Source organism: Burkholderia sp. BCC1047, assembly GCF_902833155.1.
Lineage (GTDB): Bacteria > Pseudomonadota > Gammaproteobacteria > Burkholderiales > Burkholderiaceae > Burkholderia > Burkholderia sola.
Genome location: NZ_CADFEH010000041.1, coordinates 32780 through 56132 on the forward strand (window position 1 = coordinate 32780; position 23353 = coordinate 56132).

Here is a 23353-nt window from a genome sequence, read left to right on the forward strand (position 1 = left end):
TGTGCACCCGTCACGCGTGAACACGCCCTAGCCATACAGCAAATGCTCGACGAGCTGGATCCAGTGGGCGACCGGCACCTGCGTGCCGCTTTGCAGGTGCGCGATGCAGCCGATGTTGCCGGACACGATCATCTGCGGTTCGAGCGCCTGCAGCTTCAGCAGCTTCTGCTTGCGCAACCGGTACGACAGCGACGGCTGCGTCAGCGAGTAGGTGCCGGCCGAGCCGCAGCACAGGTGGCTGTCGGCCGGCAGCCGAACGTCGATGCCGAGCGTCTCCAGCAGGCGCTCGACCTTGCCGCGCGACTGCTGGCCGTGCTGCAGCGTGCACGGCGGGTGGTACGCGACCGTATGGATCGCGCGGCGCCGCGCGATCGTCGCGAGTTCGGCCTCGAACGCGAGCAGCACGTCCGAGATGTCGCGCGTCAGCGACACGATGCGCTGCGCCTTCTCCGCGTAGGCCGGATCGTCGCGCAGCAGGTGCGCGTATTCGAGCACCGTCGCGCCGCAGCCCGACGCGTTCATCACGATCGTCTCGACGCCCTGTTCGACGTGCGGCCACCACGCGTCGATGTTGCGGCGTGCGTCGTCGAGCGCTTCGTCGTGATAGTTCAGGTGCAGACGGATCGCGCCGCAGCAGCCCGCGTCGGGCGCGACGACCGTCTCGATGCCGAGCGCGTCGAGCACGCGCGCGGTCGCGATGTTGATGTTCGGCAGCATCGACGGCTGCACGCAGCCGCCGAGCATCAGCATCTTGCGCGTATGCGTGCGATGCGGCCATTCGAGCAGCCGCGTGCGCGGCGGCACCTTGTCGCGCAGCCGCTTCGGCAGCAGCGGCCGCACGTGCTGGCCGAGCCGCATCACCGGCGAGAACAGCGCGGCGTTCGGCACGACGCTCGCGAGTACGCGGCGCATCAGCCGCTGCTGCGCGGGGCGCTCCACCTGCGCCTCGACGTGCTTGCGGCCGATCTCGACGAGCCGGCCGTACTGGACGCCGGACGGGCAGGTCGTCTCGCAGCTGCGGCACGTGAGGCAGCGGTCGAGGTGCTGTTGCGTGCTGCGCGTGACGGCCGCGCCTTCGACCATCTGCTTGATCAGGTAGATGCGGCCGCGCGGGCCGTCGAGTTCGTCGCCGAGCAGTTGATAGGTCGGGCAGGTCGCGGTGCAGAACCCGCAGTGCACGCACTTGCGCAGGATCGCGTCGGCCTCGTCGCCGTCGGGCGTGTTGCGGATGAAATCGGCGAGATTCGTTTGCATCGATCCCTCAGAGATCAGGGTACAGCCGGCCGCGATTGAAGATGCGCGCGGGATCGAACGCGCTTTTCAGCCCGCGGTGGATCTTCATCATCGGCGCGGGTAGCGGCGTGAACACGCCCGCGCTGCGGTCGTAGGTATCGCCCGCGCGGAACAGCGTCGCATGGCCGCCGGCCTGCTTCGCGCTCATGCGCACGGTCTGCGCGTCGGCGTCGGTGATCCACCAGCGCTGCGCGCCGCCCCATTCCATCAACTGGGTGCCGGGCAGGTGCATCGGTTCGGTGATCGACGGCAGCGACAGGCGCCACAGCGCGTAGCCGGGCGGGATGCCGTTGAAGAACGGGTCGGTGTGCTCGCGCAGGCCGGCCCAGAAGCGCTCGGCCTCGACCGCGTCGACGACTTCGCCGCCGAGCAGCGTTTTCGCGGATTTGACGGCGGCTTCCGCGCCCGACAGGCGCAGCACGAGCGTGCCGTTGCGCCACGCGCTCGCGCTGACCGGCAGCGGATGGCCGCCCCACTCGTTGAGCTTGCGCACCGCGTCGGTCGCGGTCATCTCGAATTTGAGCGTGACTTCGGCGACGGGCATCGGCAGCACCTTGATCGACAGGTCGAGCATCAGCCCGAGCGTGCCGAGCGCGCCGGCCATCAGTCGCGACACGTCGTAGCCGGCGACGTTCTTCACGACCTGCCCGCCGAAGCGCAGCATGTCGCCGCGGCCGTTCATCAGCGTGACGCCGAGCACGAAATCGCGCGGTGCGCCGCAAGTGGCGCGGCGCGGGCCCGCGAGGCCGGCCGCGACGCAGCCGCCGACGGTGGCCGCGCGGCCGAAATGCGGCGGCTCGAACGGCAGCATCTGGCCGCACTCGGCGAGGACGGTTTCCAGCTGCGCGAGCGGCGTGCCCGCGCGGACCGTGACGACGAGCTCGGCCGGGTCGTACGACACGATGCCGTGAAACGCGCGCGTGTCGAGTATTTCGCCGTCGAGCGCCTGGCCGTACCAGTCCTTGGTGCCGCCGCCGCGAATCCGCAGCGGCCGGCCGTCGGCACTGGCCGCGCGAACGCGCTCGGCCCATCCGGCGACGATGTCGTCCTCTTCCATGTTCTGTTGCTGCCTCGACTTGTTGTTCGGTCGATTGTACCGGGGTGGCGCGATTCCACATCGCGACTATCCCTAAGCCCCGTCTCGCGTGCGGCATGCCGGCGCCGGCGCGCGACCGCGCCGCGCGGGCGCGGCAGAGCCCCGCACCGCGGCCGCCGGTGCGGAGCCGCGACCCGTGCGCCGTTCAGAAACGCGGCAGGTCGGGGTGCGGCAGCAGCCCGCCGCGCACGTGCTGGCGACCGTATTCGGCGCAGCGCGCGCGGGTCGGGATGCCCTTGTCCGGGTTCAGCAGCCCGGCCGGATCGAATGCGCGCTTGACCGCGAAGAACGCATCGCGCTCCTGCGGCGAGAACTGCACGCACATCGAATTGAGTTTTTCGATGCCGACGCCGTGCTCGCCCGTCACGCTGCCGCCGAATTCCACGCAGCATTCGAGGATTTCCGCGCCGAACTGCTCGGCGCGGTGCAGCTCGTCCGGATCGTTCGCGTTGTACAGGATCAGCGGATGCATGTTGCCGTCGCCCGCATGGAACACGTTGATGCAGCGCAGCCCGTAGCGCGTTTCGAGTTGCTCGATGCGCGCGAGCAGCGGGCCGATCGCGCGGCGCGGCACGGTGCCGTCCATGCAGTAATAGTCGGCGGAAATGCGGCCGGCGGCCGGGAACGCGTTCTTGCGGCCCGACCAGTAGCGCAGCCGCTCGTGTTCGTTGCGCGACACCTGGATGTGCGTCGCGCCGTGTTCGCGCAGCACGGCGGTCATCCGCACGATCTCCTCGGCGACTTCTTCCGGCGTGCCGTCCGATTCGCACAGCAGGATCGCCTTCGCGTCGAGGTCGTAGCCCGCGTGCGTGAACGCCTCGACGGCTTGCGTGGCCGGCTTGTCCATCATCTCGAGCCCGGCCGGGATGATGCCCGACGCGATGATCGCCGCTACCGCCTCGCCGCCCTTGACGACGTCGTCGAAGCTCGCCATCACGAGCTGCGCGGTCTGCGGCTTCGGGATCAGCCGCACCGTGACCTCGGTGACGATCGCGAACATCCCTTCGCTGCCGATCATCACGGCGAGCAGGTCGAGGCCCGGCATGTCGAGCGCGAGCGAGCCGAATTCGACGACCTCGCCGTCGATCGTCACCGCGCGCACGCGCATCACGTTGTGCACGGTCAGCCCGTATTTCAGGCAGTGGACGCCGCCGGAATTTTCCGCGACGTTGCCGCCGATCGTGCACGCGATCTGCGACGACGGATCGGGCGCGTAATACAGGCCGTACGGCGCGGCCGCTTCCGAGATCGCGAGGTTGCGCACGCCGGGCTGCACGGTCGCGGTGCGGGCGTACGGGTCGACTTCGACGATGCGCGTGAAGCGCGCGAGCGACAGCACGACGCCGAGCGCGATCGGCAGCGCGCCGCCCGACAGGCTCGTACCGGCGCCGCGCGGCACGATCGGCACTTCCATGCGGCGGCAGATCTGCACGATCCGCTGCACCTGCGATTCCGTCTCGGGCAACGCGACCGCGAGCGGCAGCCGGCGGTAGGCGGACAGGCCGTCGCATTCGTACGGCGCCGTGTCCTCGTCGCGGTACAGCAGGCAGTGCGTCGGCAGCACGGCCATCAGCGCCTGCACGACTTCGCGCTGGCGCTGCGCGCGTGCGGCGCTCGACAGTTCGACGGGAGCGTTCATGAGGTCTCCAACTGGGGCGCGATGTCGCGCCGCCGGGTCAGCACGTGAAAATCTTGCCCGGATTCATCAGGTTGCGCGGATCGAGCGCGAGCTTGATCGCGCGCATCGTGTCGATCGCGTTGTCGCCGTGCTCCTTCGGCAGGAAGCGCATCTTGTGCAGCCCGACGCCGTGCTCGCCCGTGCAGGTGCCGCCCAGCCGCAGCGCGCGCTCGACGATCCGGTCATTGATGCGTTCGGCTTCGGCGAGCTCCTCGGGCTTGTCGGGATCGATCAGGATCGCGACGTGGAAATTGCCGTCGCCGACGTGGCCGACGATCGGGCAGGGCAGCGACGACGCGCGCAGGTCGATCTCGGTTTCCTCCACGCACGCGGCGAGCTGCGAGATCGGCACGCATACGTCGGTCGTCACCGCGCGGCAGCCGGGTTTCAACTGCAGCATTGCGAAGTACGCATTGTGGCGCGCGGACCAGAGCCGCGTGCGATCCTCGGGGCGCGTCGCCCATTCGAAGCCCTGGCCGGCGTTCTGGCCGGCGAGCGCCTGCACGAGTTCGGCCTGTTCCTTCACGCCGGCGTCGGTGCCGTGGAATTCGAAGAACAGCGTCGGCGCTTCGGCCAGCGTCAGGTTCGAGTGACGGTTGATCGAGCGCACGGCCAGCGCGTCGACGAATTCGACGCGCGCGATCGGCACGCCGATCTGGATCGTCTCGATCACCGTGCGGACCGCGTCGCCCATCGTCGGGAACGTGCAGATCGCGGCCGACACGGCTTCGGGCAGCGGGTGCAGGCGCAGCGTGATCTCGGTGATCACGCCGAGCGTGCCTTCGGACCCAACGAACAGCCGCGTGAGGTCGTAGCCGGCCGACGACTTGCGTGCGCGCGAACCGGTTTTGACCACGCGGCCGTCCGCGAGCACCGCGGTGAGGCCGAGCACGTTCTCGCGCATCGTGCCGTAGCGCACCGCGTTGGTGCCGGATGCGCGGGTCGCGGTCATCCCGCCGATGCTGGCGTCGGCGCCCGGGTCGATCGGGAAGAACAGGCCGGTGTCGCGCAGCGCTTCGTTGAGCGCCTTGCGCGTGATGCCCGGCTCGACCGTCACGGTCAGGTCTTCGGCGTTGATCGACAGCACGCGGTTCATTTCCGACAGGTCGAGCGACACGCCGCCGCGCACCGCGAGCAGGTGGCCTTCGAGCGACGAGCCGGCGCCGTACGGGATCAGCGGCACGCTATAGAGCGAGCACAGCGACACGACTTCGCGCACGTCGTCGGTGCTGCGCGCGAACACGACGGCGTCGGGCAGTTGCGGATCGAACGGGGATTCGTCGCGGCCGTGATGGGCGCGGACCGCGTCGGCGGTCGACACGCGCTCGCCGAAGGCGGCGAGCAGCGCATCGAGCATGGCGGGGGGCAGCGGGCGGCGCGTGGCGGCCGGCGGGGCAGGGTGGTTCACGAATGTCTCCTGACTGCTTGTCATACTGTCGGCCCATTCTACGCTGTAACGCCTGCTGCGCCTCCCGCCGCGGGCTGCGATAATCGCGTTCCAGCCAACCGGGCCGCGTCGCGGCCGCGCACGAGAGGACATTCGCATGGGCAACCGCTTGAGCAAGATCGCGACGCGCACGGGCGACGACGGCACCACCGGGCTCGGCGACGGACGACGCATCGGCAAGGACGACGCGCGGATCGCCGCGATCGGCGACGTCGACGAACTGAACTCGAATCTCGGCGTGCTGCTGGCCGAGCCGCTGCCGGACGACGTGCGCACCGCGCTCGTCACGATCCAGCACGACCTGTTCGATCTCGGCGGCGAGCTGTGCATCCCCGGCCACGCGGTGCTCGACGATACGCATCTCGCGCGCCTCGACCAGTGGCTCGCCGATTACAACGCGACGCTGCCGCCGCTGAAGGAATTCATCCTGCCGGCCGGCTCGCGTGCGGCGTCGCTCGCACACGTCTGCCGGACCGTGTGCCGCCGCGCGGAGCGCGCGATCGTCGCGCTCGGCCGCACCGATACGCTGAATGATGCGCCGCGGCGTTACGTGAACCGGCTGTCCGACCTGCTGTTCGTGCTGGCACGCGTGCTGAACCGCGCCAGCGGCGGCGCCGACGTGCTGTGGGAGCGCGAGCGCGTCCGCTAACGCGCCATCCCGCTTTTTGCGCACTGCGACAATTTGCCCGAGGGGCGCGTGTTTTTAAACATGTATCGTATGCGCATGTTTAACGGAGAACGAACATGACCCACATCACCGCTGACCAGATGGCCCGTGTGAAGGCCACCGCCCCCGTCCTCGCCGAGCACGGCGCGACGATCACGAAGCATTTCTATCAGCGCATGTTCGCGCGTCATCCGGAACTGAAGAACCTGTTCAACCAGACGCACCAGAAGACCGGCAGCCAGCCGGAGACGCTCGCGAAGGCCGTCTATGCGTATGCGGCGAACATCGACAACCTCGGCGCGCTGGGCGGCGCGGTGTCGCGCATCTCCCACAAGCACGCGAGCCTGAACATTCGCCCCGAGCATTACCCGATCGTTGGCGAGAACCTGCTCGCGTCGATCGTCGAGGTGCTCGGCGATGCAGTCGATGCGGATACGCTCGAAGCGTGGCGCGTCGCGTACGGCCAGCTCGCGCAAATCCTGATCGGCGCCGAGGCCGATCTTTACGCAGGCGCCGCATGGAGCGGCTTCCGCCCGTTCAAGGTCGCGCGCAAGGTGCGCGAAAGCGACGAAATCACGTCGTTCTACCTGACGCCCGCCGACGGCGGCGACGCGCCGACCTTCGAGCCCGGCCAGTACATCACGGTGAAGCGCTTCGTCGGCGATCTCGGCGTCGACCAGCCGCGCCAGTACAGCCTGTCCGACGCGCCGCACGGCAAATGGCTGCGCATCTCGGTGAAGCGCGAGGCCGGCAAGGCCGACGCGATCCCGGCCGGCAAGGTGTCGACGCTGATGCACGATGGCGTGGAAGAGGGGGCGATCGTCGAGGTGACCGCGCCGATGGGCGATTTCTCGCTGAAGGGCGGCGTGGATACGCCGGTCGTGCTGATCTCGGGCGGCGTCGGCATCACGCCGATGATGTCGATGGCGTCGACGCTGATCGCCGAAGGCAGCCCGCGCGACGTGCGGTTCGTCCATGCATGCCGTTCGGGCGCGGTGCACGCGTTCCGCGACTGGCTGAACGACACGGCCCGCGAGCACGCGAACGTGAAGCGTACGGTGCTGTACGAGGTGGTCGGCCCGAACGATCGTGCCGGCATCGATCACGACCTCGAAGGGCGCCTCACGCCGGAGCGCGTGCAGCAGTACGCGCTGGTGCCGGACGCCGACTACTACATCTGCGGGCCGATCGCGTTCATGAAGGCGCAGCGCGATGCGCTCGTCGCGCTCGGCGTCGCGCCTGAACGCGTGAACACCGAGATCTTTGGGTCGGGCGCGCTCGAGTAAGGATCTGACGGCCGGTTGCGGCCGAGGCAACGACGAAATGACAAAGCCCGGCGCGAGCCGGGCTTTTTACTTGCGGCGCCGTGCGGGCGACTTCAGGCGCGCAACATCAGCGTTGCATGGTAGCGCCACACCTTCGGATCGGCACTGACGAGCGGCATGCCTTCGTGCAGCGCCTGCGCGACCATCATGCGGTCGAACGGATCGGCATGGTCCGGGAAATCCGGCAACGCCGCGACTGCCTCGGCGTGATCGCTGCTGATCGGCAACTCTGCAAAACCCGCAAGCCGAAATGCCGAACGTGCGTCTCTCGGATGGACGGGCAGATTGCCTTTGCGGTATTTGATCGCGATTTCCCAAATCGACGCGGCACTGACGTACAGCGTGTTCTGGGGATGTTCGATCAATGCGGCCGCTTTTGCCGAAAGGTGCGGCGCGCCTTCAGCCGCCCACAGCGCGATGTGCGTATCGAGCAGCAATTTCACGGCGCAAGCCCCTGGTCCGAGCTGGCATCGAAGTCGGCGGCGATCGATTCATCGCCGGCATTGAATGCGTCGACGCTTGTCGGAATGTTCAATCCGGCAAGCAACTGACGGGCTGCGCCGATCCGCTTCGGCGCGGTGTACGGAACGAGCCGGGCGACCGGATGACCATTGCGGGCGATCACGACTTCGGCTTCGCGCCCCGATTCAAGCGCTTCCACGAGGCTGGAAAGCCGCGACTTGGCATCGTGCATGTTGACGGTCGACATGGCCGATCCCCTCATTAGCTAGATGATGTTAGCTAGTCTAGCAGAGCAACCCGCCGACCGCACGCTGGCCGCACGGCCAATTCGCCGACAGGCGGGGCCATACGGTCAGCCTGTCGGCGTCCTTCAGTTGCCGCTGCCGCGCGCGACGCGGCGCGCCTTCACCGATTCCGCGAGGCCTTCGAGCACCTTCACGCTGTCGTCCCACGCGATGCACGCATCGGTGATGCTCTGGCCGTAGGTCAGCGCGCAACCTTCCTTCAGGTCCTGGCGGCCCTCGACGAGGTGCGACTCGATCATCACGCCGACGATGCGCTCGTCGCCGGCTGCGATCTGGCGGCCGATGTCCGCGCACACCGGGATCTGGTTCTCGTGCTTCTTCGAGCTGTTCGCGTGGCTCGCGTCGATCATCAGGCGCGCGGCGAGGCCGGCCTTGCCGATGTCCGCGCAGGCCGCGTTCACGCTGTCCGCGTCGTAGTTCGGCGTCTTGCCGCCGCGCAGGATCACGTGGCAGTCCTCGTTGCCGGCCGTCGACACGATCGCCGAATGGCCGCCCTTCGTCACCGACAGGAAATGGTGCGGCTGCGACGCGGCCTTGATCGCGTCGACGGCGATCTTCACGTTGCCGTCGGTGCCGTTCTTGAAGCCGACCGGGCACGACAGCCCCGATGCCAGCTCGCGGTGCACCTGCGACTCGGTCGTGCGCGCGCCGATCGCGCCCCACGAGATCAGGTCGGCGATGTACTGTGGGCTGATCATGTCCAGGTATTCGGTCGCGGCCGGCAACCCCATTTCGTTGATTTGCAGCAGCAGCTCGCGCGCGGTGCGCAGCCCTTCGTTGATCTTGAAGCTGTTGTCGAGGTGCGGATCGTTGATGAGCCCCTTCCAGCCGACCGTCGTGCGCGGCTTCTCGAAGTACACGCGCATCACGATTTCCAGCTCGCCGTTGAAGCGCTCGCGTTCCTTCACGAGCCGGCCCGCGTATTCGATCGCCGCCTTCGTGTCGTGGATCGAGCACGGCCCGATCACGACGATCAGCCGGTCGTCCATCCCGTGCAGGATGCGGTGCATCGACTGGCGCGAGTGGTAGATCAGCTCGGACGCGGCTTCGGAGCACGCGAATTCGCGGATCAGGTGGGCGGGCGGCGTCAGTTCCTTGAGTTCGCGAATACGGACGTCGTCGGTGTTGTGCGGGGGCATGCTGTTTCTCCTCATTTTCCGGGGCGCCGTTCGGTCAGTGCGCGTGCGGCAGATTCATCAATTCGGGCAATTCAGTGGTTTCGGTCGGGGCCGCGGGACCGCTGCGGTGGCGACCGGCTGGCGAAGGGCGAAAAAAAACCGCCGGGTTCGCCGGCGGTTTTTTCGGGAATTTCGGTTGCGCTTTACGCGCCATCAACCCTCTCGATCCGCCAGCGGTCTGAGATACCAAAAAAAGTAAAAGTAAAACTTGGCGGACATGACGGAAATTCGGCTCGTCAAAAAAATTGATTCGGAATTTATACCCGGTCCCTGCGCCGCTGGCAACCGGGGTCGTTCAAAAATGCGGACAATCCGCGCGTTTTCGTCAAAATGCGCGGATTGTCTGCGCCGCGATGCGGTTATGCCGTACCGCCGACCGTCATCTTGTCGATCCGCAGGGTCGGCTGGCCGACGCCGACCGGCACGCTCTGGCCTTCCTTGCCGCATACGCCGACGCCCGTGTCGAGCGACATGTCGTTGCCGATCATGCTCACGTACTTCAGCGATTCCGGGCCGCTGCCGATCAGCGTCGCGCCCTTCACCGGGTAGGTGACCTTGCCGTTCTCGATCATGTACGCCTCGGACGCCGAGAACACGAACTTGCCGTTCGTGATGTCGACTTGGCCGCCGCCGAAGTTCACCGCGTACAGGCCGTTCTTCACCGACGCGATGATTTCCTGCGGATCCTTGTCGCCGTTCAGCATGTACGTGTTCGTCATGCGCGGCATCGGCAGCGCCGCGTACGACTCGCGCCGCGCGTTGCCGGTGACCGGCATCTTCATCAGGCGCGCGTTCAGCGTGTCCTGGATGTAGCCCTTCAGGATGCCGTCCTCGATCAGCGTCGTGCACTGCGTCGGATTGCCTTCGTCGTCGATGTTCAGCGAGCCGCGGCGGTTCGGCAGCGTGCCGTCGTCGACGACGGTCACGCCCTTCGCGGCGACCTGCTCGCCGATCCGGCCCGCGAACGCGGACGAGCCCTTGCGGTTGAAGTCGCCCTCGAGCCCGTGGCCGATCGCCTCGTGCAGCAGCACGCCGGGCCAGCCCGGCCCGAGCACGACCGTCATCGCGCCGGCCGGCGCGGGGCGCGCGTCGAGGTTCACGAGCGCCGCGTGCACGGCGTCGTCGACGTAGCGCGACAGGATGTCATCGGTGAAGTAGCCGTAGTCGAAGCGGCCGCCGCCGCCGCCGGAGCCGATCTCGCGGCGGCCGTTCTGTTCGGCGATCACCGTGACCGATACGCGCACGAGCGGGCGAATGTCGGCCGCGAGCGCGCCGTCGCTGCGCGCGACCAGCACGACGTCGTATTCGCCGGCGAGGCCCGCCATCACCTGCGTGACGCGCGGGTCGCGGCCGCGCGCCATCTGCTCGATACGCTCGAGCAGCTTGACCTTGGCCGTCGCGTCGAGCGACGCGAGCGGATCGGACGGCAGGTACAGGTCGCGGCCCGAGATGCCCGTCAGCGACGACGCGGCCTTGATTTTCTGGCGGCCGCCGCCGGCCGCCGCGATCGCCTTGGTCGCAGCGGCGGCTTGCGCGATCGCTTCGGGCGACAGGTCGTCCGAGTACGCGAACGCGGTGCGGTCGCCCGCGACCGCGCGCACGCCGACGCCTTGGTCGATGCTGAAGCTGCCCGATTTGACGATGCCTTCCTCGAGGCTCCACGCTTCGCTGCGGGTCGCCTGGAAGTACAGGTCCGCGTAGTCGACGCGATGCGTGAAGATGTCGGCGATCGTGCGCGTGAGCAGGCTTTCGTCGAGGCCGTACGGCGTGAGCAGGATGTCCTTCGCCAGCGCGAGGTTGCGGATGCCGGGTTCGATGATGTTCATGCGGATATCGGGGTTCTCAAAAAGTTGTCGGGTGCTGCCGGGCAGATGGGTGGGCCGCGCGGCGTTTCAAGCGGTGCGGCGGATTCAGCTCAGCACGCGGTGCCGCCACGCGGGCAGGCTCTGGCGTACGTCGGCGATGCGTTGCGGATCGATCGCGCCGAGCACGACGCTCGCGCCCTCGTCGCGCACCGCGACGATCTCGCCCCACGGGTCGATCAGCATGCTGTGGCCCCACGTGCGCCGGCCGTTCTCGTGCTTGCCGCCCTGCGCGGCCGCGAGCACGTAGCACTGGTTCTCGACGGCCCGCGCGCGCAGCAGCGTTTCCCAGTGCGCGCGGCCCGTCGTATACGTAAACGCCGACGGCACGACCATCAGCGCGCAGTTGCCCATGCGGCGATACAGCTCCGGAAAGCGGAGATCGTAACAGACCGACAGGCCGACCTGCCCGAACGGGGCGTCGAACGCGACGACCGTGTCGCCCGCGCGGATCGTGCGCGCCTCGTCGAACGATTCGTCGCCTTTCTCGAAGTTGAACAGGTGGATCTTGTCGTAGCGCGCGGCCTCGTTGCCGGACGGATCGAACACGAGCGTCGTGTTCAGCACGCGGTCGGGTTCCGGCGCCTTCAGCGGCAGCGTGCCGCCGATCACCCAGATGCCGTGGCGGCGCGCGGCGTCGGCGAGGAATTGCTGGATCGGGCCGTCCCGGTACGGTTCGGCGAGCGCGAGCTTGTCGGTGTCGCGGTGCCCCATGAAGCAGAAATATTCGGGCAGCAGCACGAGTTGCGCGCCTTCGCCGGCGGCTTCCGCGATCAGGCGGCGCGCTTCGGCGAGATTGCGCGTGACGTCCGGCGCGCTCACCATCTGCAGCGCGGCGACCTGGAAGGGCGTGGCGGAACGGGCGTGGTCGGTCATCGCGGAATCGGTTGCGTCATAAATGGGGTGCGGCCCGGGCCCCTGCGGGTCGATGCGCGCTCAATGGCTCGATGCATCGGCCGGACCGTGATTCATCTTACCCTGATCGCTCCGCACCCGCTCGATGTGCGGGTGCGCCCACGAGCCGGTGATCGCGTAGTCGAGCGCGAACGCGTGCGACAGCGTCTCGGACAGCGCGTAGTTCGCGGCCAGCACGCCGATGCCGAGCAGCGGATTGATGACGGCGGCCCCGATCGCGGCCGCGCCCGCGCTGATCTTCGGCGCGACGTGCGCATGCAGATCCTGCGTCTCGGCGCCGAGATCGACCGCGCCGCGCACGGTGACGTTCGCGGGGCCCGTCATCATCGAGAAGTCGTCGGTGCGCGCGATCCCGTTCGAAATCCGGCCGGTACCGGCGATCTTGTCGAACGGCAGCCCCTTGCCGACCACGTCGCGGAAGTTCAGCGTCAGGAAGCGCGCGAGGCTCTGCAGGCTCAGCACGCCGAGCAGTTTGGCCGCGCCCGGGTCGACCTTCAGGATCTTCCCGTGCTCGAGGTCGACCGCGACCTGGCCGCCGAGCGACGGAAAGTCGAGCGCGGTCGGGCCGCCGCGCCAGCCGACCTTGCCGGTGACCGAGCCGTGACCGTCCGCGAGCGTGCGCGGCAGGCCGACGCGGTCGAGCAGCGCGCCCGCGTTGTCGATGTCGAGCTTGAAGTCGAACACGGTGCGGCGCGGCGCATCGATTTCGTCGGCGCCGCGGGCGAGCGCGCGGCGCGACGTGCGCCAGTTGCCGGTAGCCGTCAGCTTCGCGGCCGGGTTCGACAGCTCCAGCTTGTCGAGCTGCCACACGGGCGTGCCGTCCTCGTCGATGTTGCGCGCGTTGACGACGAGCCGGCCGATGTCGTGATCGCGCGCGACGACCTGGTCGACGATCAGGTCGATCGACGGTATCGGGCGGTCGGTCGGCGTCGGCAGGTTCATCGCGCGGCCGACGAGGTCGTGCTGCGCACTCTGCGGCACGACGAGCTTCGCGAGTCGCGCGTTGAGCACGCCCGCGCCGTTGTGGCCGCCGCCCGGCGCCCACGACAGGTAGCCCGACACCTGGTTCGACGCGATGTTCGCCTGCCACAGGTCGTCGACGTGCGACGCGCCGACGATCACGTTTTCCCAGTTGCGCTTGAGCAGTTTCAGCGTGCCGAAATGGAACGCGAAGCGCTTCGGCGCGAAGCTCGCGAAATCGACGCGCGGTGCCGCCGGCGGTTCCGGCGCGCGCGGCGTGTCGGGCTTCAGCGTGTGGGCGAGGGCCAGCCACGCGTCGGCGTCCAGCTCGTTGACGTCGACGGCCGCGCTCACGCCGTCCTGCGGCATGTCGGGCATCCGGTGGATGCCCATCGCGCCGCGTACCGCGCGCAGCGGCTGGCCGCGCGTCGCGTCGAGCAGGTAGGTCGCGGTCACGGGGCCGAGCGTCAGGTCGGCGTGTTCGAGGCGTTTGCCGTCCGCCTGCGGCGCCGGCTGCAGCGTGAAGCGGAACGGCATCGGCGTGCCGGCCGGTTTCGCGAACGGCGCCGGGAAGTTCAGCGCCACGCCCGTCAGGTCGGATTGCGCGCTGACGTCGGGCAGGCGGCCCGGCGCGCCGCGCACCGCGATCTTGTACGGCGCGTCGCCGACCACGTGTTCGAGCAGCGCGGCGGCCGCGCCGTGCAGGTTCAGGCCGCGCGCGGCGTCGAGCGCGAGCCGGCCGTCGACGTCCACCGCGTACGGGCCGTGCGACCGGAAGGTGCCGTTCGCGTGCACCGGGCCGCCGAGGAAGCGCCCCGACAGGTCGTGCAGCGATGCGCCGGCCTCGGTGAAGCGGACGCTGCCGCGCAGGGCCGACAGCGGCGGCACGCCGCGGGTCGACAGCGTGTTGCCGCCGAACGCGAGCGCACCTTCGACGTGCGTGTGCGGATGGGGGACGTGCTGCGGAATCGTGATCTTGAGCGCGAGCGACGCGGGGCCCTGCGCGTCGATCCGCTGGCCGATATGGTTGCTCATCGTGCCGAGCGAGCTGTTGTCCGCATAGTCGATCAGGTCGGCGAGCGGGCCTTGCGCATGGCCGTCGATGATCAGCGGCGAGTGCGACGGATTGCCGAGATCGTCGATGCGGCCCGCGACCTTCGTCAGCGTGACGCGCTTGTAACGCGCGCGCGCGATGTCGAAGCGCAGCTTGTTCTGCGCGAGCTCGAACACGCCGTCGATCCCGTCGAGCGCCGGCCAGACGCTCGGCGTGCCGTTCGCGAGCTTGCGCGGCGGGTACGGCGTCGGCTCGAAGCGGCCGCCGGTGAACGGCGCGACGATGTGGAACACGCCGGCGTCCGGCTCGTGTTCGAACGGGAATTTCTCGAGCGGGCCGCGCGCGACGATCGACGCGCCCTTGGTCACGTTGCCGTCCTGCAGTGCGTGGCCGAGATAGTCGCGCAGGTGCTCGGACATCCCGGTCGGCAGGTAGCGCGGAATGCGCGCGACCGATGCGCGCGCGAAATCGGCACGCAGGTCGAGCGAGCCGCGGCCGTGGCCGGGGTTCGTGTACGAGCCCGACACCGCGATTTCGGCGTCGGGGTTCGACACGAACAGGTCGGGCAGCGACACGTCGACGCGCGCGTGCTTGTCGCCCGGCGCGGGCGTGATCGTCCATTTGGCGTTGCCGCGCAGCCGGTCGAACGTCAGGCGCGGCTCGTCGAATTCGCCGGGCACGGTGACGGCCGCGTGGACCGTGTCGAAATGCGCGGCGCCGCCCGTCTCGTTCGCATCGACGCGGCCCCACAGGTTCTCGACGCCCGGCCAGCCGGCGCGCGGGTGGCCGCGCGGCGAGAGCCCGGGCGGCGGCTCCTGCGCGGCGAAGCTGATGCCTTGCAGATCGCCGAGGAAGCGGTAGCGGACGATCGGCGCGGCACCCATGCGCCGCTCCTCGTCGGCGAGATCGGCGTGCGCGGGTTTCGCGCGCTCGACCTCGATGTGATAGTTCGACACCATCCCGCGCGGGTCGATCTTGATCAGCTCGTTGCGCAGGCGCGCCGGCAGCGGCAGCCCGCGGATGAATTCGCTGAGGATGCCGAGATCGACGCGGTCGCCGACCACGCTGAGCAGTTGCCCCTGGTTCGCGGTCGGCACGCGGTAGCGCGCCGTCAGCGTCGACAGCGCGAGCGAGCGGGCGAGCGGCGTGCCGTCCGGCAGCGGCGGCTGGCCGAGCTCCGCATTGAAGCGCGTCAGGTGCAGCGTGTAGTCGTGACCCGCATCGAGCACCACGTCCCAGCCGAAGCCGACCGTCGGCACGTCGAGCCGCGGCTGCGTCGGGCGCACGCGCAGCGCGACGTCGGCGCCTTGCAGGTCGCCGCCCGCCGAGCGCAGATGGCCGTCGCCGAAGGTCGCCCAGATCGCGTTGTCGATCCGGCCCGCGTGGATCGTGAGCGGCACGTCGAGATAGCGCGTGAGCGTCTGCAGGTCGACGGGGCCGGTCGACAGGTACGCGTCGCCGGTCCAGTTCGCCGGCTTGCCGATCGGCGCGAGCGGCTTGTGCTTGAAGCGCGCGCGGAAATCGAGCGGGCCGAGCAGCAGCGTGCCGTTCGCGGGCGCCTGCAGCGCGGCCTTGTGCACGCGGCCGTCGTTGAGCACCGCGAGCCGGATGCCCGCCAGCACGAGCTCCGGCGCGTCGTGCTGCGCGTCGCGCCAGCGCAGCGTGCCGCCGCGCAGCACGATCGCCTCCTGCTTCAGCAGCCAGGTGCCGAACGTGTCGTTGCCGCCGTGGGTGGTCGCGACGCCGACCCCTGCCACGCTCAGCGAGCCGTCGGCCGCCCGCGCGACGACGAGGTCGGGCTGGTCGACGATCAGGCTCGACAGCGCGGGCGACAGCCGCAGCAGCGACATCCACGACAGCGCGGCCGTCGCATGGGGCACCGACAGCGCGACCTTGCCGTCGCGGCCGCGGATCGTCAGGTTCGTGAGTTCGACGCCCGGCTGCATGCCGGACCAGTTCGGGGAAAGCTTGCCGATCGAAAGCTGCGCATGGAGCTTGTCGGACACCGCGCGCTCGATGCGCGGGCGGAATTCGTCGATGCGGGGCAGCAGCACGTAGCGCAGCCCGAGGAAGGCGCCGGCCGCGACGAAGTAGGTGCCGATCCCGACTGCCAGCGTCACCCTGAACACGCGACGCAGGACCGGATGATCGTGCTTCGGAGGTCCCGCTTCGGGCGCAGCTACGGCGGATTCCTGACGGTCGGACATGCGGCGGACGGGCGGCGATATGGTAGTTTTGCAGACTGACGTTGAAATGTATCACACGGGTTCGTGCCGGCGGCCGTTGGAGGCAGCACGGCACGGGCTTTCCGGCGCGCGGTGTCGCGACGGGCGCACGCGCGTCCGGCGACGCCGCGCCGAGTCCATGGGGCCGGCGGCAGCGGGGCGCGCATGCGCCGGCCCGCTGCCGCCGGCCTTTTCGCCAGGCCCGCTTCTCGATGACCGACGCTTCCGCCCTGATCAGCACGTCCTATTCCCGCTACCTTGCCCGCGCGGCGGCCGCGCGGCCCGCGCTGGCCGAGCAGATCGCCGCGTGGGCGGCCGCGCCGCTCGGCCGCGCGCAGCTCGACGCGCGCCTCACCGCGCTGCTCGCGACGCCGGCCGGCACCGCCGCGCCGGGCGACGAGCAACTGAAGCGCGCGCTGCGGCAGTTGCGCGCCGAGGCGTTCGGCGCGGTCGCGGAGCGCGACCTGCGCGGGCTGGCGGATGTCGCCGAGGTCACGGGCGCGATGACCGATCTCGCCGAAGTGGCCGTGCAGCGCTCGCTCGCGCTGCTGTCGGCCGAGCTGGAGGCGCTGTACGGCGAGCCGCGCGGCGCCGACGGCCAGCGCGTCGTGCTCGGCGTGGTCGGGATGGGCAAGCTCGGCGGCCGCGAGCTGAACGTGTCGTCGGACATCGACCTGATCTTCGTGTACGAGGACGACGGCGAGACCACCGGCGGCACGCGTTCGCCGCTGTCCACCCAGGAGTACTTCACACGGCTCGGCCGGCGCCTGATCGGCGTGCTGTCCGAGGTCACGGCCGACGGCTACGTGTTTCGCGTCGACATGCGGCTGCGTCCGAACGGCGATTCGGGGCCGCTCGTCTGCAGCATCGGCATGCTCGAGGAATATTTCTACGTGCAGGGGCGCGAGTGGGAGCGCTATGCGTGGATCAAGGGGCGGCTCGTGTCGGAAGGCGACAGCGACGCGGCGCAGCGGCTCGCGGCGCAGCTCGAATCGATCGTCAAGCCGTTCGTCTACCGTCGCTATCTCGATTTCGGCGTGATCGGCGCGATCCGTTCGCTGCATCAGCAGATCCGGCACGAAGCCGCGCGGCGCGCGTCGATGCGGCCCGACAAGGCCGACGACATCAAGCTCGGGCGCGGCGGGATTCGCGAGATCGAGTTCAGCGCACAGGTGTTCCAGTTGATCCGCGGTGGCCAGGATGCGGGATTCCGCGTGCGGCCGACGCTCGCGGTGCTGCGGCATGCGCAGGCGCGCGGGCTGATCGGCGACGACGTGCGCGCGCGCCTGGCCGATGCTTATAACTTCCTGCGCACGCTCGAGCATCGGCTGCAGTACCGCAACGACGCGCAGACGCACGCGATGCCGGTCGAGCCCGACGAGCGCGCGGCGCTGGCCGCGTCGCTCGGTTTTGCCGACTACGCGGCGCTGATGACGGTGCTGGACGGCCACCGCACGTTCGTCGAAGCGCAGTTCGACCAGATTTTCGCCGACAAGGCGAACGGCGGGCCCTGCGCGGCCGGCGACGACACGGCAGCCGCGTGGATCTGGAGCGGCGCGCTGGCCGACGACGGCGAGGACGACGCGCTGGTCGCGCGCCTCGACGGCCTGGGCTTCGCCGATCCGGCCGCGGTGCTCGCGCGGCTGCGCGCGATCTGGCAATCGTCACGCTACACCGGGTTGCCGGAAAAGAGCCGGCAGCGCTTCGACAGCGTCGCGCAGCGGGCGCTCGACGCCGCGCCGAAGATCGACGCCGCGCGCCGCGACGACACGATCGTGCGCCTGTTCGACCTGCTCGAGACGGTCAGCCGGCGCGGCGTCTATCTCGCGCTGCTGACCGAATATCCGGCCGCACTCGACCGCGTGCTGTCGGTGCTCGGCGCGACGCGCTGGGGCGGCGGCTACCTGATCCGCCACCCGCAACTGCTCGACGAATTGCTCGACGACGAGGCGATCGCGAGCCCGTTCGACTGGCCCGCGTTCAAGGATGCGCTGCGCGCGCGGCTCGCGGCCGCCGACGGCCCCGAGCAGCAGATGGACCTGCTGCGCCACGCGCAGCACGCGGAGGTGTTCCGGATCCTGCTGATCGACCTGGCCGGGCAACTGTCGGTCGAGCACGTGAGCGACCGGTTGTCCGAGCTGGCCGACGCGGTGCTCGACGTGACGATCGAAGTCGTGTGGTCGCAACTCGCGAAGCGCCATCGCGACGTGCCGAAGTTCGCGGTGATCGCATACGGCAAGCTGGGCGGCAAGGAGCTCGGCTATGCGTCGGATCTCGACCTGATCTTCCTGTACGACGACCCGGACGAGCGTTCGGCGGACGTCTACACCACGTTTACACGGCGCCTGATCACGTGGCTCACGACCGCGACCGGCGCGGGCGCGCTGTTCGACATCGACCTGCGGCTGCGGCCGAACGGCGAGGCTGGGCTGCTCGTCACCGATCTCGATGCGTTCCGCCGCTATCAGCTGCGCGAGGGCGATGCGGCGAACACCGCGTGGGTGTGGGAGCACCAGGCGCTGACGCGCGCCCGCTACAGCGCGGGCGACGCGCAGATCGGCGCGGATTTCGAGGCGATCCGCCAGCAGGTGCTGACGACGCCGCGCGACGGGGCCGTACTCGCGAAGGAGATCGTCGACATGCGCGGCAAGGTGTTCGCCGGCCATCCGAACCAGACCGACCTGTTTGACCTGAAGCACGACCGCGGCGGAATGGTCGACATCGAGTTCATCGTCCAGTACTGGGTGCTGCTGCATGCGTCGAGCGACGCCGAGCTGATCCGCAATACCGGCAATATCGCGCTGCTGCGCGAGGTCGCGCGCTTCGGGCTGATGGGCGAGGACGAGGCCGAGCGCGTCGGCGCGGCGTACCGCACGTACCGGAAGCTGCAGCACAAGCTGCGGCTCGACGGGATGGAGAAGGCGCGCGTCGATCCGGCCGTGGTGGCCGACGAGCGGGCGGCCGTGACGGCGCTGTGGGCGCGCGTGTTCGGGGCGGTTGAAACGGGTGTTTGAGTGGGGTGTTTGAGGCGAGTGTTCGAATCGACGGGCGGGGGGCGGGCGCGATCGGGCGGCCGCTTCTCGCAAAAAAGACCGGCGCGTGCGCCGGTCTTTTTGTATTCCGCCGTTGGGTGCCAGCGTCAGGCCGCCAGCATTTCCCTCGCGTGCTTGCGCGTGGTAGCCGTGATTTCGAGCCCGCCGAGCATCCGCGCGACTTCCTCGACGCGGCTCGCCTTGTCGAGCGGGATGACCGACGACACGGTGCCGCCGCGCTCGTCGGCGCCTTTCGCCACCTGGAAATGATGGTCGCCGCGTGCGGCGACCTGCGGCAGGTGCGTCACGCACAATACCTGGCGGTCGCGCCCGAGCTGGTGCAGCAGGCGGCCGACCACTTCGGCGACGCCGCCGCCGATCCCCGTATCGACTTCGTCGAAGATCAGCGTCGGCGTCGGGCTCGCCGCGCTGGCGATCACCGCGAGCGCGAGGCTGATCCGTGCGAGTTCGCCGCCCGACGCGACTTTCGCGAGCGGCCGCAGCGGCACGCCCGGGTGGCCGGCCACGCGGAATTCGATCTGCTCGAGCCCGTGCGGGCCGCCGTCGGCGAGCGGCACGAGCGCGACTTCGAAGCTGCCGCCCGCCATCGACAGTTCCTGCATGCCGGCCGTGACGGCCGTGCCGAGCGCCTTGGCAGCCTGCGCGCGCGCCTTCGACAGGCGTTTGGCGTCGGCGAGATAGGCTTCCCGCGCCTTCGCCTGCGCGGCTTCGAGCGCGCCGAGATCGGCGGCCGCGTCGAGCGCGGCGAGCTGCGCGCGGCGCGCCGCATGCTCTTCGTGCAGCGTGTCGGGCGGTAGCCGGAACTTGCGGGCGGTCGAGTGCAGCGCGTCGAGGCGCGTTTCGACCTGCGCGAGCCGCTCCGGATCGAGATCGACGCGCTGCGCATAGTGCGACAGCGAATAGACGGCTTCCTGCAACTGGATCTCGGCCGGCTCCAGAGACGCGAGCGCGTCGCCGAGCGCGGTGTCGTAGTCGGCCAGGCTGCGCAGTTTCGACACGATCGCGCCGAGCTGCGCGAGCATCGCGTCGTCGGATTCGGACAGCGCGTTGAGCGCGCCGCGCACGCCTTCGATCAGGTTCGCCGAATGCGACAGGCGCTTGTGTTCGTTGCTGACTTCGTCCCATTCGCCGGCTTGCGGCGCGAGCTTGTCGAGTTCGGCGAGCTGCCACGCGAGCTTTTCGCGTTCGAGCTGCAGTTCGCGCTCGTGCGCCTTCGCGGCGTCGATCGCCTGCGTCGCGTCGCGCCACACGCGCCACGCGCGCGCGACGTTCGCGGCATCGGCGACGAGCCCCGCGTGCGTGTCGAACAGCTCGCGCTGCGCGTCGGGCCGCATCAGCAACTGGTGCGCGTGCTGGCCGTGGATGTCGACGAGCATCTCGCCGAGTTCGCGCAGTTGCGCGAGCGTCGCGCTGGTGCCGTTGATGAATGCCCGCGAGCGGCCGTTCGCGTCGATCACGCGGCGCAGCATCACGGTGTCCTCGGCGTCGAACGCGTGTTCGTCCAGCCAGCGCGCGACGCGGTCGTGCGGCGTGAATTCGGCGGTGATGTCGGCGCGGCTGCAGCCGGTGCGCACGACGCTCGCGTCGGCACGTTCGCCGAGCGCGAGCGCGAGCGCGTCGATCAGGATCGATTTGCCGGCGCCGGTTTCGCCGGAAAAGACGGAAAAGCCGCTGTCGAATTCGAGATCGAGCGCGGCGACGATGACGAAGTCGCGGATCGAGAGGTGGCGGAGCATGGTGTCGGGGGCAGCGGCGTCAGGACGCCTTGTCGTCTTCGTTCGATGCGTGTTCGTTCCAGTGCAGCTTCTTGCGCAGCGTCGTGAAGTAGCTGTAGCCGATCGGGTGCAGGAACGGCACCGTGTGCTTCGAGCGGCGCACCTCGATCGTATCGTTCAGCTCGAGCGACGTGAACGACTGCATGTCGAAGTTCACGTTGACGTCGCGGCCGCCGACGATCTGGATCGCGATCTTCGAATCGTCGGGCAGCACGATCGGCCGGTTCGACAGCGCGTGCGGCGCGATCGGCACGAGCACGATGCCCGCCAGCTGCGGATGGAGGATCGGGCCGGCCGACGACAGCGCATACGCGGTCGAGCCGGTGGGCGTCGCGACGATCAGGCCGTCCGAACGCTGGTTGTACATGTAGCGGCCGTCGACCGACGCGCGCAGCTCGACCATCCCGGAGAAGCCGCTGCGGTTCACGACGACGTCGTTGAACGCGAGCGCGTGGTAGATCGGTTCGCCGTCGCGCATGATCCGCGCCTCGAGCAGCGAGCGCTCCTCGCGCTCGAACTTGCCGGCCAGCAGCACGGGGACGAGCGCGTGCATGTCGGATGCCGCGATGTCGGTGATGAAGCCGAGCCGGCCGTGGTTGATCCCGATCAGCGGAGTCCGGTATGGCGCGAGCTGGCGGCCGATGCCGAGCATCGTGCCGTCGCCGCCGAGCACGATCGCCACGTCCGCTCGCGCCCCAATTTCGGCCGGGGTGAGCGCCGGGTAGCCGGCGATGCCGATTTCGCGCGCGGTATCGCCTTCGAAGACGACCTCGAAGCCGAGCCTGGCGATGCTGTCCGCCAGCGTGGCGAGCGGTTCGGCGATGCCGGGCGTGTTGCTCCGGCCGACGAGCGCGACAGTACTGAACTGATTACCGGTTTTCATGCCGGCATTACACCATAGCTCGTGGACGAAAAGAACCGGCTGTACGCCGACGGGGCCGGATCGGGCTGGCCCGCGCAACGGTAGTTGACGCCACTCGCCGCGGTGGCGCGGTTGCGCTAAAATTTTCCACCATGCTAGATCCTCGCGCACGAACCCTCCTGAAAACCCTGATCGAACGGTATATCGCCGACGGTCAGCCGGTCGGATCGCGCACGTTGTCCCGTTACTCCGGGCTCGAGCTGAGCCCGGCGACGATCCGCAACGTGATGTCCGACCTGGAGGAGCTCGGCCTCGTGTCGAGCCCGCACACGTCGGCCGGCCGGGTGCCGACGCCGCGCGGCTACCGGCTGTTCGTCGATACGATGCTGACGGTCGAGGCGCCGATCGACGCCGAGGCCGTCGCGCGCCAGGTGCAGAACACGCTGCAGGCGGGCGAACCGCAGCAGCGGGTGGTCGCCGCCGCCGCGAGCGTGCTGTCGAACCTGTCGCAGTTCGCGGGCGTCGTGCTGACGCCGCGCCGCAGCCACGTGTTCAAGCAGATCGAGTTCATGCGCCTGTCCGACAAGCGCATCCTGCTGATCATCGTCACGCCCGAGGGCGACGTGCAGAACCGCATGCTCGCGACGCCGCGCGACTATTCGCCGTCGCAGCTGACCGAGGCGTCCAACTACATCAATGCGCATTTCGCCGGCCTGTCGTTCGACGAGGTGCGCCGCCGCCTGCGCGACGAGATCGACCAGCTGCGCGGCGACATGACGACGCTGATGCACGCGGCCGTGACGGCCAGCACCGAGGTGCCCGACACCGAGGACACCGTGCTGATTTCCGGCGAGCGCAACCTGCTCGAAGTGGCGGATCTTTCGTCCGACATGGCGCGGCTGCGCAAGCTGTTCGACGTATTCGACCAAAAGACGGGCCTCCTGCAGTTGCTCGACGTGTCGAGCCACGCCCAGGGCGTGCAGATCTTCATCGGCGGCGAATCGACGCTCGTGCCGATCGAGGAAATGAGCGTCGTCACCGCGCCGTACGAGGTGAACGGGCAGATCGTCGGCACGCTCGGCGTGATCGGCCCGACCCGGATGGCGTACAACCGCGTGATTCCGATCGTCGACATCACCGCGCGGCTGCTGTCGCTCACGCTGAGCCAGCAGTAACCGCGGCGGCCGACGCCGTCC

General features: G+C 69.2%; 16 protein-coding genes. 4 read left to right on the top strand and 12 right to left on the bottom strand.

Features of this window, described 5'->3' with window-relative positions; genetic code table 11:
* Positions 1-27 precede the first annotated feature (27 nt).
* The 4 genes from glcF to HWX55_RS30870 form a co-directional block, all read right to left on the bottom strand.
* Positions 28-1254, bottom strand: coding sequence for a glycolate oxidase subunit GlcF (gene glcF / locus HWX55_RS30855; protein WP_175978454.1), 1227 nt, complete (start codon positions 1252-1254; stop codon positions 28-30).
* 7 nt (positions 1255-1261) lie between these two features.
* Positions 1262-2350 carry a glycolate oxidase subunit GlcE gene (glcE, locus tag HWX55_RS30860; protein WP_175978455.1) on the bottom strand — a complete coding sequence of 363 codons (1089 nt, stop codon included), beginning with the start codon at positions 2348-2350 and terminating at the stop codon, positions 1262-1264.
* Positions 2351-2534: 184 nt separating this feature from the next.
* Complete coding sequence (locus HWX55_RS30865; RefSeq protein WP_175978456.1) at positions 2535-4028, bottom strand: FAD-linked oxidase C-terminal domain-containing protein; 1494 nt, start codon at positions 4026-4028, stop codon at positions 2535-2537.
* 37 nt (positions 4029-4065) lie between these two features.
* Complete coding sequence (locus HWX55_RS30870) at positions 4066-5475, bottom strand: FAD-linked oxidase C-terminal domain-containing protein (RefSeq protein ID WP_175978457.1); 1410 nt, start codon at positions 5473-5475, stop codon at positions 4066-4068.
* Positions 5476-5611: 136 nt separating this feature from the next.
* Between HWX55_RS30870 and HWX55_RS30875 the strand changes: the two genes are divergently transcribed.
* Complete coding sequence (locus HWX55_RS30875) at positions 5612-6163, top strand: cob(I)yrinic acid a,c-diamide adenosyltransferase (protein WP_175978458.1); 552 nt, start codon at positions 5612-5614, stop codon at positions 6161-6163.
* Between the two features lie 95 nt (positions 6164-6258).
* Positions 6259-7467 (top strand): NO-inducible flavohemoprotein, encoded by a 1209-nt coding sequence (gene hmpA / locus HWX55_RS30880; protein ID WP_175978459.1) that lies wholly within the window; start codon positions 6259-6261, stop codon positions 7465-7467.
* A gap of 92 nt (positions 7468-7559) precedes the next feature.
* Here hmpA and HWX55_RS30885 read toward each other — a convergent pair whose 3' ends face one another.
* From HWX55_RS30885 to HWX55_RS30910, 6 genes are all read right to left on the bottom strand, one after another.
* Entirely contained in the window at positions 7560-7949 is a 390-nt protein-coding gene (locus tag HWX55_RS30885) for a type II toxin-antitoxin system VapC family toxin (RefSeq protein ID WP_069616701.1), read from the bottom strand.
* Positions 7946-8215, bottom strand: coding sequence for a type II toxin-antitoxin system Phd/YefM family antitoxin (locus tag HWX55_RS30890; RefSeq protein WP_175978460.1), 270 nt, complete (start codon positions 8213-8215; stop codon positions 7946-7948). The genes HWX55_RS30885 and HWX55_RS30890 overlap by 4 nt, the downstream gene beginning before the upstream one ends.
* 123 nt (positions 8216-8338) lie before the next feature.
* Entirely contained in the window at positions 8339-9412 is a 1074-nt protein-coding gene (gene aroG, locus HWX55_RS30895; RefSeq protein WP_050011777.1) for a 3-deoxy-7-phosphoheptulonate synthase AroG, read from the bottom strand.
* Positions 9413-9810: 398 nt separating this feature from the next.
* Positions 9811-11277 carry a metalloprotease TldD gene (gene tldD / locus HWX55_RS30900; RefSeq protein ID WP_175882188.1) on the bottom strand — a complete coding sequence of 489 codons (1467 nt, stop codon included), beginning with the start codon at positions 11275-11277 and terminating at the stop codon, positions 9811-9813.
* Between the two features lie 84 nt (positions 11278-11361).
* The gene (locus HWX55_RS30905) at positions 11362-12189 is read right to left on the bottom strand and encodes a carbon-nitrogen hydrolase family protein (RefSeq protein WP_175978461.1); all 828 of its coding nucleotides are present in this window, start codon (positions 12187-12189) and stop codon (positions 11362-11364) included.
* Between the two features lie 60 nt (positions 12190-12249).
* Positions 12250-16449 carry an AsmA-like C-terminal region-containing protein gene (locus HWX55_RS30910; RefSeq protein ID WP_175978462.1) on the bottom strand — a complete coding sequence of 1400 codons (4200 nt, stop codon included), beginning with the start codon at positions 16447-16449 and terminating at the stop codon, positions 12250-12252.
* A gap of 230 nt (positions 16450-16679) precedes the next feature.
* Between HWX55_RS30910 and glnE the strand changes: the two genes are divergently transcribed.
* Positions 16680-19481, top strand: coding sequence for a bifunctional [glutamate--ammonia ligase]-adenylyl-L-tyrosine phosphorylase/[glutamate--ammonia-ligase] adenylyltransferase (gene glnE / locus HWX55_RS30915; protein WP_175978463.1), 2802 nt, complete (start codon positions 16680-16682; stop codon positions 19479-19481).
* Positions 19482-19606: 125 nt separating this feature from the next.
* Here the strand turns inward: glnE and recN are convergent, their stop codons facing one another.
* Positions 19607-21256 (bottom strand): DNA repair protein RecN, encoded by a 1650-nt coding sequence (gene recN / locus HWX55_RS30920; protein WP_175978464.1) that lies wholly within the window; start codon positions 21254-21256, stop codon positions 19607-19609.
* A gap of 19 nt (positions 21257-21275) precedes the next feature.
* On the bottom strand, positions 21276-22178 hold the full coding sequence (locus HWX55_RS30925; protein WP_050011770.1) for an NAD kinase: 903 nt from the start codon (positions 22176-22178) through the stop codon (positions 21276-21278).
* A 131-nt stretch (positions 22179-22309) separates the two neighbouring features.
* On the opposite strand from HWX55_RS30925, the gene hrcA reads away from it, so the two are divergent.
* A complete protein-coding gene (gene hrcA / locus HWX55_RS30930; protein ID WP_011544637.1) occupies positions 22310-23332 on the top strand; it encodes a heat-inducible transcriptional repressor HrcA in 1023 nt (340 codons plus the stop codon).
* Positions 23333-23353 lie beyond the last annotated feature (21 nt).

Coding starts and splice junctions, on each gene's coding strand:
- glcF (WP_175978454.1), bottom strand. CDS start 1,254: ATGCAAACGAATCTCGCCGATTTCATCCGCAACACGCCCGACGGCGAC.
- glcE (WP_175978455.1), bottom strand. CDS start 2,350: ATGGAAGAGGACGACATCGTCGCCGGATGGGCCGAGCGCGTTCGCGCG.
- HWX55_RS30865 (WP_175978456.1), bottom strand. CDS start 4,028: ATGAACGCTCCCGTCGAACTGTCGAGCGCCGCACGCGCGCAGCGCCAG.
- HWX55_RS30875 (WP_175978458.1), top strand. CDS start 5,612: ATGGGCAACCGCTTGAGCAAGATCGCGACGCGCACGGGCGACGACGGC.
- hmpA (WP_175978459.1), top strand. CDS start 6,259: ATGACCCACATCACCGCTGACCAGATGGCCCGTGTGAAGGCCACCGCC.
- HWX55_RS30890 (WP_175978460.1), bottom strand. CDS start 8,215: ATGTCGACCGTCAACATGCACGATGCCAAGTCGCGGCTTTCCAGCCTC.
- aroG (WP_050011777.1), bottom strand. CDS start 9,412: ATGCCCCCGCACAACACCGACGACGTCCGTATTCGCGAACTCAAGGAA.
- tldD (WP_175882188.1), bottom strand. CDS start 11,277: ATGAACATCATCGAACCCGGCATCCGCAACCTCGCGCTGGCGAAGGAC.
- HWX55_RS30905 (WP_175978461.1), bottom strand. CDS start 12,189: ATGACCGACCACGCCCGTTCCGCCACGCCCTTCCAGGTCGCCGCGCTG.
- HWX55_RS30910 (WP_175978462.1), bottom strand. CDS start 16,449: ATGTCCGACCGTCAGGAATCCGCCGTAGCTGCGCCCGAAGCGGGACCT.
- glnE (WP_175978463.1), top strand. CDS start 16,680: ATGACCGACGCTTCCGCCCTGATCAGCACGTCCTATTCCCGCTACCTT.
- recN (WP_175978464.1), bottom strand. CDS start 21,256: ATGCTCCGCCACCTCTCGATCCGCGACTTCGTCATCGTCGCCGCGCTC.
- HWX55_RS30925 (WP_050011770.1), bottom strand. CDS start 22,178: ATGAAAACCGGTAATCAGTTCAGTACTGTCGCGCTCGTCGGCCGGAGC.
- hrcA (WP_011544637.1), top strand. CDS start 22,310: ATGCTAGATCCTCGCGCACGAACCCTCCTGAAAACCCTGATCGAACGG.